Source organism: Staphylococcus sp. HMSC057A08 (assembly GCF_001812925.1).
Classification (GTDB): domain Bacteria; phylum Bacillota; class Bacilli; order Staphylococcales; family Staphylococcaceae; genus Staphylococcus; species Staphylococcus hominis.
Genome location: NZ_KV810844.1, coordinates 1 through 13,124 on the forward strand (window position 1 = coordinate 1; position 13,124 = coordinate 13,124).

The 13,124-nt window shown below is 30.0% G+C and carries 12 protein-coding genes; 9 read left to right on the forward strand and 3 right to left on the reverse strand.

Annotated elements, in window-relative coordinates; all coding sequences use genetic code 11:
- Positions 1–187: 187 nt before the first annotated feature.
- The 6 genes from cdaA to HMPREF2881_RS01000 all read left to right on the forward strand — a co-directional run bounded on the left by cdaA (position 188) and on the right by HMPREF2881_RS01000 (position 7,470).
- Positions 188–994, forward strand: a complete 807-nt coding sequence (gene cdaA / locus HMPREF2881_RS00975) for a diadenylate cyclase CdaA (protein WP_002455035.1) — start codon at positions 188–190, stop codon at positions 992–994.
- A gap of 1 nt (position 995) precedes the next feature.
- Positions 996–1,928 (forward strand): CdaR family protein, encoded by a 933-nt coding sequence (locus tag HMPREF2881_RS00980; RefSeq protein ID WP_002488151.1) that lies wholly within the window; start codon positions 996–998, stop codon positions 1,926–1,928.
- Between the two features lie 28 nt (positions 1,929–1,956).
- Positions 1,957–3,309, forward strand: coding sequence for a phosphoglucosamine mutase (gene glmM, locus HMPREF2881_RS00985; protein ID WP_002448705.1), 1,353 nt, complete (start codon positions 1,957–1,959; stop codon positions 3,307–3,309).
- Between the two features lie 550 nt (positions 3,310–3,859).
- Positions 3,860–5,665: a glutamine--fructose-6-phosphate transaminase (isomerizing) gene (glmS, locus tag HMPREF2881_RS00990; protein WP_002488138.1), complete on the forward strand. Its 1,806-nt coding sequence runs from the start codon at positions 3,860–3,862 to the stop codon at positions 5,663–5,665.
- Between the two features lie 20 nt (positions 5,666–5,685).
- A complete protein-coding gene (locus HMPREF2881_RS00995; RefSeq protein ID WP_002488142.1) occupies positions 5,686–6,546 on the forward strand; it encodes an ABC transporter ATP-binding protein in 861 nt (286 codons plus the stop codon).
- Positions 6,547–6,609: 63 nt separating this feature from the next.
- A complete protein-coding gene (locus HMPREF2881_RS01000) occupies positions 6,610–7,470 on the forward strand; it encodes an HAD family hydrolase (protein WP_002448643.1) in 861 nt (286 codons plus the stop codon).
- 57 nt (positions 7,471–7,527) lie between these two features.
- On the opposite strand, the gene HMPREF2881_RS01005 is transcribed toward HMPREF2881_RS01000, so the two are convergent.
- Positions 7,528–8,589: a hypothetical protein gene (locus tag HMPREF2881_RS01005; RefSeq protein ID WP_002448680.1), complete on the reverse strand. Its 1,062-nt coding sequence runs from the start codon at positions 8,587–8,589 to the stop codon at positions 7,528–7,530.
- Between the two features lie 128 nt (positions 8,590–8,717).
- On the opposite strand from HMPREF2881_RS01005, the gene HMPREF2881_RS01010 reads away from it, so the two are divergent.
- Complete coding sequence (locus tag HMPREF2881_RS01010) at positions 8,718–9,452, forward strand: metallophosphoesterase family protein (RefSeq protein ID WP_002448650.1); 735 nt, start codon at positions 8,718–8,720, stop codon at positions 9,450–9,452.
- Between the two features lie 84 nt (positions 9,453–9,536).
- Here HMPREF2881_RS01010 and czrB read toward each other — a convergent pair whose 3' ends face one another.
- A complete protein-coding gene (gene czrB / locus HMPREF2881_RS01015; protein ID WP_002448714.1) occupies positions 9,537–10,490 on the reverse strand; it encodes a CDF family zinc efflux transporter CzrB in 954 nt (317 codons plus the stop codon).
- 3 nt (positions 10,491–10,493) lie between these two features.
- Positions 10,494–10,820, reverse strand: coding sequence for an ArsR/SmtB family transcription factor (locus HMPREF2881_RS01020; RefSeq protein WP_002448641.1), 327 nt, complete (start codon positions 10,818–10,820; stop codon positions 10,494–10,496).
- Between the two features lie 155 nt (positions 10,821–10,975).
- On the opposite strand from HMPREF2881_RS01020, the gene HMPREF2881_RS01025 reads away from it, so the two are divergent.
- Both HMPREF2881_RS01025 and HMPREF2881_RS01030 read left to right on the forward strand, forming a co-directional pair.
- Positions 10,976–11,632, forward strand: a complete 657-nt coding sequence (locus HMPREF2881_RS01025) for an SDR family oxidoreductase (protein ID WP_002488150.1) — start codon at positions 10,976–10,978, stop codon at positions 11,630–11,632.
- A 341-nt stretch (positions 11,633–11,973) separates the two neighbouring features.
- Entirely contained in the window at positions 11,974–12,906 is a 933-nt protein-coding gene (locus tag HMPREF2881_RS01030; RefSeq protein ID WP_002488146.1) for a type I phosphomannose isomerase catalytic subunit, read from the forward strand.
- Positions 12,907–13,124: the final 218 nt, after the last annotated feature.

Genomic DNA, 13,124 nt, shown 5'->3' on the forward strand with positions numbered 1-13,124 from the left:
CAGAGGGTCAGAGGTTCGAATCCTCTATGGCTCACTTTAAGCACTCCTTAATGGGGTGCTTTTTTATTACCCATTTTTAGTAGTGATGTTCATGAAAAAATTTATAAGTATTGACTTTCATAGTATGACAGTTATACCTTTCATTGGTATAATTATGAGTATGAAAGTTATAGACGGAGGAGAGATTATGGATTTTTCCAACTTTTTTAATAATCTTAGTACTTTGAAGATTATTACAAGTATATTAGATATACTTATTGTCTGGTATGTCCTTTATCTTCTCATTACTGTATTTAAAGGAACTAAAGCAATTCAATTGCTTAAAGGTATATTATTTATAGTTATTGGACAACAAGTAAGTAAACTTCTTAATTTAACTGCTACCTCAAAGTTATTTGATATTGTGATTCAATGGGGCGTTTTAGCTTTAATTGTGATATTCCAACCAGAAATAAGACGAGCACTTGAGCAATTAGGGCGAGGAAGCCTATTTAAACGCTATACCAATACTTACAGTCATGATGAAGAAAAATTAATCCAATCTGTATCAAAGGCTGTTCAGTATATGGCTAAAAGACGAATTGGAGCATTAATTGTTTTTGAAAAGGAAACTGGATTACAAGACTATATTGAAACTGGTATATCAATGAATTCTGCAATATCTCAAGAATTATTGATAAATGTTTTTATACCTAATACACCATTACATGATGGGGCTATGATTATTCAAAATACTAAAATTGCTAGTGCTGCATGTTATTTACCACTTTCAGATAGTAATAAAATTTCTAAAAGTTTAGGTACAAGACATAGGGCAGCCGTAGGAATTTCTGAAGTTTCGGACTCATTTACTGTGGTAGTATCTGAAGAAACCGGTTCAATATCAGTTACTTTCGATGGTAAATTAAGACGTGATGTTTCTGATGAAGTATTCGAAGAGTTATTAGCTGAACATTGGTTTGGAGCTCGCGCTCAAAAGAAGGGTGTGAAATAGCATGTTAGAAAGTAAATGGGGATTAAGATTTTTTGCCTTAATATTAGCGATCTTTTTTTATCTTTCTGTTAATAATGTGTTTGGCAATATTTTTAACAATGATAATCTATCTCAGAATTCTTCTAAAACAATAGAAGATGTACCTGTAGAAATTCTTTATAATACTAAAAATTTACATGTTACTAGATCACCAGATACTGTTGATGTTACTATTTCAGGACCACAATCAAAGTTATTGAAAATAGAAAGTTCAGACGATATCAAGGTTACAGTTAACTTATCTAATGCTAAATCTGGAAATTATAAAGAAGATTATATTGTTAAGGGATTAAGTAACGATATTAGTTATAATGTTAAACCTAAACATGCGTATATCACTTTGGAAGATAAAGACACTAAAACTATGCATGTTCAGCCTGATATTGCACAAAACAATATAAATTCAAATTATAAAGTAAGTGAAGCTTTTTTAAATAAAAATACTGTTCAAGTTACGGGCGGTAAAAAGCAATTAGATAAAATTGCATATTTAAAAGCGACATTTAAAAATGCGACTAATATCAGTGAGGATACTACTGATGTAGCTGAAATTACTGCATTTGACAAGCAATTGAATAAATTAAACGTTCAGATCAAGCCTAATAATGTTAAAATGTCAGTGAAACTTGAACCTTACAGTAAAAAAGTAAAAATTAAAACTGTTAAAAAAGGTTCGTTACCTGACGATGAAAGTTTAGATAACATTAAACTAAATGAGAATGAAGTAGAAATTTATGGTAATAAAGATGATTTGAAGGATATTAATGACATAGAAGCTGATGTAAATTTAGATGATATCACTGAGTCAACTAATAAAACTCTTCAACTCAAAATACCTAAACAGGTTAAGAAATCTGAATTCAATGAAGTCACAGCACATGTCAATTTAAAATAGTAAACTAGATAATAAAGGAGTAATTAAAATGGGAAAATATTTTGGAACTGATGGTGTAAGAGGAGTAGCTAATAAAGAATTAACACCTGAATTAGCGTTTAAGCTAGGTCGCTATGGTGGTTATGTATTAGCACATAATGAAGGAGAGAAACATCCTAGAGTTTTAGTTGGTAGAGATACTCGTGTGTCGGGTGAAATGTTAGAATCTGCTTTAATTGCTGGATTAGCATCAATAGGTGCAGAAGTAATGAGATTAGGAGTTATTTCTACTCCAGGTGTTGCATATTTAACACGTGAAATGGGAGCACAATTAGGGATAATGATTTCTGCCTCTCATAATCCTGTGGCTGACAATGGTATTAAGTTCTTTGGTGCTGATGGTTTTAAACTTTCAGATAAGCAAGAAGAAGAAATTGAACAATTATTAGACCAAGAACAACCTGACTTACCACGTCCTGCAGGTAAAGACATTCTGCATTTTTCAGATTATTATGAAGGTGCACAAAAATACTTAAGTTATCTTAAATCTACTATTGATATAAATTTAGATGGACTTAAAATTACATTAGATGGGGCGAATGGATCAACTTCTTCACTTGCGCCTTTCTTATTTGGTGATTTAGAGGCAACAACAGTTACAATTGGTTGTAATCCAGATGGATACAATATTAATGATGAATGTGGGTCTACTCATCCTGAACATTTAGCTGAAAAAGTTGTAGAAACTGAAAGTGATTTTGGTTTAGCTTTTGATGGAGATGGAGATCGTTTAATTGCTGTTGATGAAAAGGGTAACATCATTGATGGTGACCAAATTATGTTTATTATTGGTCAAGACATGCATAAAAATCATGAATTAAATAATAATATGATTGTATCTACTGTAATGAGTAATTTAGGATTTTATAAAGCTCTTGAAACAGAAGGCATTCAATCAAATAAAACAAAAGTTGGAGATAGATATGTCGTTGAAGAAATGAGACGAGGCCATTATAATTTAGGCGGAGAACAATCTGGACATATAGTAATGATGGACTATAACACGACTGGTGATGGACTACTAACTGGCGTACAACTTGCAGCTATTATTAAATCAAGTGGTAAAACTTTAAGTGAGTTAGCAGCCCAAATGAAAAAGTATCCACAATCATTAATCAATGTAAAAGTAACAGATAAACATCATGTGTCTGAAAATGAAGACGTTAAAGCTGTTATGGATGAAGTTGAGAATGAAATGAACGGTGAAGGAAGAATATTAGTTAGACCTTCAGGAACTGAACCATTAGTAAGAGTAATGGTTGAGGCAGCTACAAATGAAGATGCTGAACGTTACGCTCAAACAATTGCTAATAAAGTAAAAGAAAAAATGGGATTAAATTAATAGTACCATTAAAAAACAAGAATACACTCTCTTTAAAGTTAAAGTTGTAGAACTGAAAACTTTAAAGAGAGTATTTTTTATCAAAAAATATAAATTAAATATCAAATTATGACTATAAGTTTATGAATTAAATATAATAATATTTGCAAATGATTAATAAAAAAAGGTAAAATAAATAGTATTGGAAGAAAGGAGGATAGATGTAATAAAAATAAAACAAAGCGCCTGGACAAGTAATTAGAATGTTAATCATTTAGTATTAATTAGGAGAATACTCATAGACATACTAATTATATTGTAGACGAGGAGAATAGTTATCGATATAATCGGCGGATGCTATTCCGGATGAGGCACATTCGTTAGCTTATTATTTAAAACATATAGGTAACTAGATGTACAACTATAATAAGAATGCCAAATATAAAATAAATAGAAGACATAGAAATATGATGTTTAGAATCCAATACAAAAAAACGAACAATGTCTAATTAAAAAATTTTATATAGCAGATAAAATTATCATATGACTATGTAATGGAGGAAAAAGAAATATGTGCGGAATTGTTGGATATATTGGCTTTGATAATGCCAAAGAATTATTATTATCTGGTTTAGAAAAATTAGAATATAGAGGATATGATTCAGCAGGAATTGCTGTTGTCAATGATGAGGGTACTACTGTATTTAAGGAAAAAGGACGTATTGCAGAATTAAGAAAAGTAGCAGATAGCAATGACATTGATGGTCACATTGGTATTGGTCATACTCGTTGGGCTACTCATGGGGTACCTAGTACTGTTAATTCACATCCTCATCAATCAAATAATGGACGTTTTACTTTAGTACATAATGGTGTCATTGAAAATTATGAAGAGCTAAAAAGCGAATACTTATCAGATGTAACGTTTAAATCAGAAACTGATACAGAAGTTATCGTTCAATTAGTAGAATATTTTTCAAATAAAGGGTTAGAAACTGAAGATGCATTCACTAAAGCAGTATCTTTATTAGATGGATCATATGCTTTAGGCATGTTAGATTCTGAGGATGAAGACACTATTTATGTAGCTAAAAATAAATCACCTTTACTTGTTGGTATTGGTGACGACTTTAATGTTATTGCTTCAGATGCATTAGCAATGATTAAAGTTACAAATCAATATAAAGAAATTCATGATCATGAAATTGTTATTGTTAAAAAAGAAAGTGTAACAATTAAAGATAAAGATGGAAATATTCAAGATCGTCCAACGTATACTGCTCAAATAGATGCATCAGATGCTGAAAAAGGTATTTATGATCACTATATGTTAAAAGAAATTAATGAACAACCAGCAGTAATGCGTCGTATTATTCAAGAATACGAAGATGAAAATGGAGATTTAAATATTGATTCTGAGATTATTAAAGATGTGTCGAATGCAGATCGTATTTATATCATTGCTGCAGGGACAAGTTATCATGCTGGTTTAGTTGGTAAAGAATATCTTGAAAAACTATCTGGAGTGCCAACTGAAGTTCATGTGGCATCAGAATTTGTTTATAACATGCCATTATTATCTGAAAAACCTTTATTTATTTATATCTCTCAATCAGGAGAAACAGCTGATAGCCGTGCAGTATTGGTTGAAACAAATAAATTAGGCCATAAGTCTTTAACAATTACAAATGTAGCAGGTTCAACGTTATCTCGTGAAGCTGATCATACGTTGTTATTACACGCAGGACCTGAAATTGCTGTTGCATCAACTAAAGCTTATACAGCTCAAATTGCTGTATTATCAATTCTTTCTCAAGTTGTAGCTAAAGCGCATGGACGCGATAACGGTATTGACTTATTAAGAGAATTAGCAAAAGTAACAACTGCAATTGAAACGATTGTAGATGACGCACCAGTAATGGAAAAAATTACTAAAGAATTCTTAGAAACGACTAGAAATGCTTTCTTTATTGGTCGTGCGATGGATTACAATGTAAGTTTAGAAGGAGCATTAAAACTTAAAGAAATTTCATATATTCAAGCTGAAGGATTTGCTGGTGGAGAGTTAAAACACGGTACTATTGCTTTAATCGAAGATGATACGCCAGTCATTGCTTTAGCTACTCAAGAAAATGTGAATTTATCAATTCGTGGTAATGTTAAAGAAGTAGTAGCTCGTGGCGCTAAACCTTGTATTATTTCAATGGAAGGTTTAGAAAAAGATGGAGACACATATGTGATTCCTCATGTACACGAATTATTAACACCTTTAGTATCAGTAGTAGCACTACAATTAATCGCATATTATGCAGCGTTACACAGAGGATTAGATGTTGATAAACCTCGTAACTTAGCCAAATCAGTTACAGTTGAATAATTCAAAAAGCTGGGACATGAATGACATGTCTCAGTTTTTTATTTAATTTGTTAAATAATCAGAATCATCATACACTTATTTTAAGTAGAGGTGATCATTTGATAAATTTAAAGCATATCTATAAAAAGAAACACGGAAAAACAATCCTTAATGATTTAAATTGGCATATTGAAGCGGGAGATAATTGGATTCTTTATGGGTTGAATGGTGCAGGAAAAACAACACTATTAAATATCATGAATGCTTATGAGAGTGTATCTCAGGGTGAAATAGAAATGTTTGAAATGGTACCAGGTAAAAAAGGATATTCTGCAGAAAACGTTCGTCAACATATTGGATTTGTTTCGCATAGTTTATTAGAAAAATTTCAAGACGGTGAGAAAGTGATTGATGTCGTATTAAGCGGCATATTTAAATCTATTGGTCTATATAAAGAGTATTCTGATGAACATATTAAAGAAGCAGAAAAATTATTAAATTTAGTAGGAATGTTATCATATAAAGATCAATATTTAGGATATCTCTCAACAGGACAAAAACAAAAAGTAATGATTGCTCGCGCGCTTATACATCAACCTGATGTGCTTATTCTTGATGAACCAGCATCAGGATTAGACTTTTTGGCTAGAGAGCAGTTATTATATTTATTAGAAAATTTAAATAAGACATACGCTCATTTGACGATGATTTACGTGACTCATGTCATAGAGGAAATTATTCCTTTATTTAGTAAGATATTTTTATTAAAAGAGGGTAGTTGTTTTGATAAAGGAATAACAAAAGATATTTTAACTGATTCGATTATGTCTAAATTTTTTAATAATCAAATTGAAGTCATTCAATATAGAAATCGATATCATCTTTATATAAAATATAATTGAGTTTGCACTTTGGTTAAATAAATGTCACAATTTTTAAGAAAGAATTAGATGGAGGGTATCACGATGATATTTGAAAATATTAAAGCAATATTCTTAGATATGGATGGAACACTATTGCATGAAGATAATAAAGCGACTGTAAAAACAAAAGAAGTAATTGATCAATTAAGAGAAAAAAATTATAAGGTATTTCTAGCAACAGGACGTTCTTATTCTGAAATTCATAATTTAGTACCAAAAGGTTTTAAAGTAGATGGTGTTATTAGTTCTAATGGAACAAGAGGTGATATTGAAGATAAACTTTTATTTAAACATAGTTTGACAATAGATAGTGCAAAAAAAATCGTGCAACTGGCTCAACAACAACATATTTATTATGAAGTTTTTCCTTTTGAAGGAGATAGAATTTCACTAATTGAAGATCAATCATGGATGGAAGATATGATTGATAGTGAACATCCACAAAATGAAGTGAGTGAAAGTGAATGGAAATCACGTCGAGATGCCATGAATGGTAAAATTAATTGGAGAAAAGATATTCCAAATGACGCCTATTCTAAAATTTATCTTTTCAATAAAAAGTTAAATAAAATTAAAACGTTTAGAGATGAATTAATACAAAATAAAGTGTTATTAAATATTAGCGTATCTAATTCTTCAAGGTTTAATGCTGAGACGATGGCTTATCAAGTGGATAAAGGCACTGGAATTAAAGAAATGATAGATCATTTCGATATTAAACAAGAAGAAACACTTGTTATTGGTGATAGCGATAATGACAGAGCAATGTTTGAATTTGGAGGATACACTGTTTCAATGAAAAATGCACGTCCAGAAATTCAGTCTATTACTGATGATACTACACAATATACAAATGAAGAAGATGGCGCGGCTTTATATTTAGAACACCATCTTTTAAATTAAAATAAGGTAAGAAAGTAGGAGAAACCTGCTTTCTTACCTTTTGTGTTGAATAGTGATTTATTTATCGTTATTTAAATTTTTTTGATGATTTAAGTCTTCTTTAACATGATTTTTTGTATCATTAAAAGATGAAGGATCGTTTTTTAACGCTTCTTTTTTATGATTTATTTCTTTTTTTTCTTTTCGTTTACTTTTTTTCTTTTCGTTTACAGGTCTTTTCACATTCTCACCGCGACGTAAGAAATATTGAACAATACCCATTATAATTACAAAATATAGAATTAAACGTACAATAATAATAAGCGTTTGAGCAATAATTAAAATCACTTGTGCTACATTTTGGGACATATTTCCGGTTAATACAGTTAATATTGTACCAAGTGGTTGTGTAATGATAATAATGAGTAGGTTAATTAATAAGATAGCTAAAAAGAATTTGAACCAAGTTTTACGTCCATTTTTAATTCCTTTAAATCCATCTTTAAAATGACCTATAGCACTTAAGTCATTTTTACGTGCAAATGATACAGTATAATTAATCATTAATATAAAGAAGAACCAATATACGATTGAAAGAATGAATCCCATAATGATAATTAAGATAATTTGTACAGTAAGTAAAATACCAATAGCGTGATCGGATGTACTTACTGACTGTTGAATAGATGTGAATAATGGTGTTAAAGCTTTATTAAATAAAAAGTTTAATCCTAATGTGATTAAATATAATACAGCATAAAGAATAATAGTAATTAAAGCTAAAAGAAGACTTTTAACATATTTTCCTTTTTTAAAAGCAAAAAACAAATCAGAAAATTGAACAGCTTCTTTTTCAATAGCTTTAGCCATAATATTAAAAGCCCCTGCAAGTAATTGATAACCTGCAAGTATAAAAAATAATAATCCTAAGACCAAGACGAGTATTATCATTACTAATGACGCGCCTGATGACTGTTGAAATTGTGCTGCTAGTTGCATCTGCATAAAGTTTTGAATGAAGAAAGTTCTAGCAATCACAAATGCCACAAATACAATAATAAAACTTACTAAACTAAATAGTATTGTTTTTATGAGTTGTGACTTAGCATTTTTAAATGCTAAACTATGAAATTTAAACAAAATAAGCACTCCTTTACGTTAATATAATACACAATATCAGAATTTGTGCTTTTTTTAAATTAATATCTAACAATATTATGTTTTAAGTGTTAAAATATGCTAATGATTTAATAATGAAAGGAGACTTTATGGTGAAATTTGCAATTTTAACCGACGTTCATGGTAATTTTGATGCCTTACAAACTGTTTTAGATGATATTGATAATAGAGAAGATATCGATCAAATCTTTAACTTAGGTGATAATATTGGAATTGGCCATGAAACCAATAAAGTATTAGATATGATTTTCGATCGAGATGATATGGAAATTATTGCTGGTAATCACGATGAAGCAATTATGTCAATTGTTAATGGTACACCGTATCCAGAAGATTTAAAAAATAAATTTTATGAACACCATCAATGGATTGAAAGTCGAATGGATGAAGATTACTATGATGTATTAAATACACTACCAAGATATTTAGAAAAAACAATTTGTGGGAAAAAATGTTTATTTATACATTATGAAATTGAAAATCAAAGATTAGAAGAGGGGATTGATAAACAACCATTTGAACCTATTGTAGATAATCAAAAAGAAGAGATAGTTAAATTATTTGAAGATAAGGATGCGGATTTTATAGCTTTTGGACATAATCATCAATTACACTTGTATGATGATAATAACAAAACCTATTTCAATCCTGGTTCAGTAGGACTTAATAATGGTAAATATGCCGTATATGGAATCGTCACAATTAACGAAAATGAGTTTAGTGTTGAAAGAGTAAAATTACCGTATGATAATGAAGAATTTCTTCAAGGATTTGATGAAAAACATGTACCAGGCAAACAATTTATTTTCGATTATTTTATATAAGTAAAAAAAGTCGAGCAGAAACTAATATGAATTCTGTTCGACTTTTTACTTATATTGTAAACTGCGGACATTGTTTGTGTAGTCTTAATGATGAGCGTGCTCTTTATGTAATCCAGAGCATAGTACTGAAGTATCGTGATCATGTTGTGCTGTTTCTAATTGAATTGTCATATGTTGTATATTTAAGTGAAGTAATTCATGTTCTATTTTTTTAAGAAGTCCTTCACAGTCCTGAACAGACATAGTTTCAGAGACGACTGCATGACAACTTAACGCATTCATATCATTTGAAATAGTCCAAACGTGATAATCATGGACATTATAAATTTCATTATGATTTATAATTGTACTAATGATTTTATCTAAATTGACGTCACTTGGTGTACCTTCCATTAAAATATTAAGTGACGAACGTGAAATACCGATTGCACTTTTCAATATAATAATGGAAACTAGAATGCTTGCGATAGGATCAGCAATTGTAAAGTTAAATACGTATATAAGAATAGATGCTATAATGGCACCTAATGAACCAAGTAAGTCTCCTAAAACGTGAATAAAAGCACCGCGCATATTTAAGTTATGTGACGTATCACCGCTTTTAAACATGATTATTGCAACGATAATATTCACTATAAGTCCAATCACACTAATAATAAACATTTCAGTGGATTGCACTTTAATAGGATTGAAAAATCTTCTAATCGCTTCGATGATAATGACGCCACTAATAATTAATAAAGTTATACCATTAAATAAGGCAGCTAAGACTTCAAAACGCTTGTAACCGAATGTTTTAGTTGAAGTAGCATTTTTCTCTGCATAAATAAATGCGATTAAAGCAACTCCTAGTGAAACAGTATCGCTAAACATATGAAGTCCATCTGATAATAGCGCAAGACTATTAGCGATAAATCCTCCTAAAATTTCAACAATCATAAATAAGCCTATAATAATAAAAGAAATTGTTAATACCTTTTTGTTATTGGTATGGACATGATTATGAGTATGGTTATGATGGTGTGTGTGATTAGACATTTATTATTCACCTCTTTGATGATGAGCATGTTGAATGGCTTGTTTTAATAAAGTAGAAACATGTTGATCGTCTATAGAATAAATCATGGATTGTCCATGACGTGACGATTTAACAAGGCCTGCTTGTTTTAAACTCTTTAATTGATGCGACACATTTGATTGAGTTAATTTTAATGTATGCGTAATATGCCCAACACTAGCTTCACCTTTATATAACAATTCTAAAATACGTAAACGGTTATAATCGCTTAACGCTTTAAATGTCTCAGTTAAACGGTTAAGCATGTATTCATCTATAAATATATCTCTATCTTTATTTGTATTGGACATCACATGAGACCTTCTCTTTAATATATGAATATATATTCATATATTAATATATAGTGTCCTTGTCTAAGTGTCAATGATATATAGTAAATAAGTTTAAAAATGATACTAAGTGGTATTAATAAACTATGAAATGAATTGAAGGAGGAAATAAGTTTATGAGTATATTAGTTATTGGTGCTAATGGTGGCGTAGGTTCTAAATTGGTTAACCAATTAAAAGAAGATCAAGTTGATTTTACAGCCGGTGTTCGTAAAGAAGAACAAGAAAGTGCGTTAAAAGATCAAGGTGTTAATGCCATTTTAATAGATGTAGAAAAAGATAGTATTGATGATTTAACTGAGAAATTCAAAGGCTTTGATAAAGTTATTTTCTCAGTTGGTTCAGGTGGTAACACAGGTGCTGATAAAACAATCATTGTTGATTTAGATGGTGCAGTGAAAACGATTGAAGCAAGTAAAAAAGCAAATGTTAAACATTATGTAATGGTTTCTACTTACGATTCACGTCGTGAAGCATTTGATGCAAGTGGAGATTTAAAACCTTATACAATTGCAAAACACTATGCAGATAATCATTTAAGAAATTCTGGACTAACTTATACAATCGTTCATCCAGGTGGTTTAGAAGATAAATCAGGTACTGGTGAAATTAAAGCTGACTTGTATTTTGATGAAGGAAGTACAATTCCACGCGAAGATGTGGCTTCTGTATTAAAACACGTAGCGACTTCTGAAAATAAATTTGAAAATAAAGAATTTCAAATTCTTTCAGGGCATCAATCTATTCAAGAAGCATTATCTCGTTTTGAGTAGTTAAGTTAGATAATTAATTACAAATGAAAAGTTCTGTGTTAGAGTAGGACAGTGAGTTTTAAAACTTGCTGTTCTATTCTTTTTTATTAATATATATAATTTCTATTAAATTAATAATGAAATTGATATAATAAACATATGAGTGAAAATTTTTATTTAACTATAGAAGCGAAATAGCATTTATATAGAATTAGTTATCTGATATATTAAAAGCTTAAATAGATAGTAATTTAAAGATAAAATGGGTCATCAATTGTTCTAATTATACATAATCATTTAAATACGATATTTCACTTTAAAATAAAGAGAGAAGCAATAACCGTGTTTTAGGAGGTGCAATCATGCCATTATTTTTAAAGCCTATTTTCTTTGAAAAAATATGGGGCGGTAATAAGTTAAATCAATTTAATTACGACATACCAAGTGAACAAACTGGAGAATGCTGGGGTATTTCTGCACATCCGAATGGAAAAAATATGATTGAAAATGGTCAGTATGCTGGTCAAACATTAGATCAAGTATGGAATGAGCATAGAGAATTATTTGGAGACTTTCCAAGTAAAGATTTCCCTTTATTATGTAAAATAGTGGATGCAAGACACCCTCTATCTATTCACGTTCATCCTGACGACTCGTATGCATATGAATTTGAAAACGGTCAATATGGTAAGTCAGAATGTTGGTATATTATTGATGCAGAAGAAGATGCTGAAATTATACTCGGTACCTCTGCTGATTCAAAAGAAACATTTGAGAATAAGATAAAAGAAGAGGCGGTGTTGGATGTAGTAGAAAGACTCAAAGTTAAACCAGGTGAGTTTTATTTTATACCAGCTGGAATGCTTCATTCTATAGGTTCTGGTGTTTTAGTATATGAAACAATGCAATCATCTGATATTTCATATAGAGTATATGATTATGAACGTAATCGAACTGATGGATCATCATTAGAAGTTAAAAAAGCATTAGACGTGCTTCAATTTACTGCAAATGCACCTGCTATAGTACCTGAAACTACAATTGTAGAAAATCATAAACGTAGCCAAATTGTATCTAATGACTTTTTTACAATGGTTAAATGGGAAATAAGTGGAACGCTTAATTATATGAAGCCTCGTGAATTTTGTCTTATTTCTGTATTAGAAGGTCATGGACAAGTGATTACAGATGGAGAAATCTTTAAGCTAGAAAAGGGGTCTAATTTTATTTTAACTTCTGAAGATTTAGATAGCGTATTTGAAGGCGAGTTCACTCTAATTATAAGTTATATTTAGTTAATCAATTTAATTTATAAGCAGAAATGTTGGAATAATTTCTATATCTAGCATGATTTTCTAGTGTGATAGCTGAATCTAGAAGTTTTTTATTTTCCTTTTTCTGTTAATCGGAAATCTAATAAGGTTTAAATAATGAGGTAGTATATTTTAATAGTGAAATGGAATTTTGTGATGATTCATATGATTCTATTTCACTTTTTTGAATTTAAAAAGTG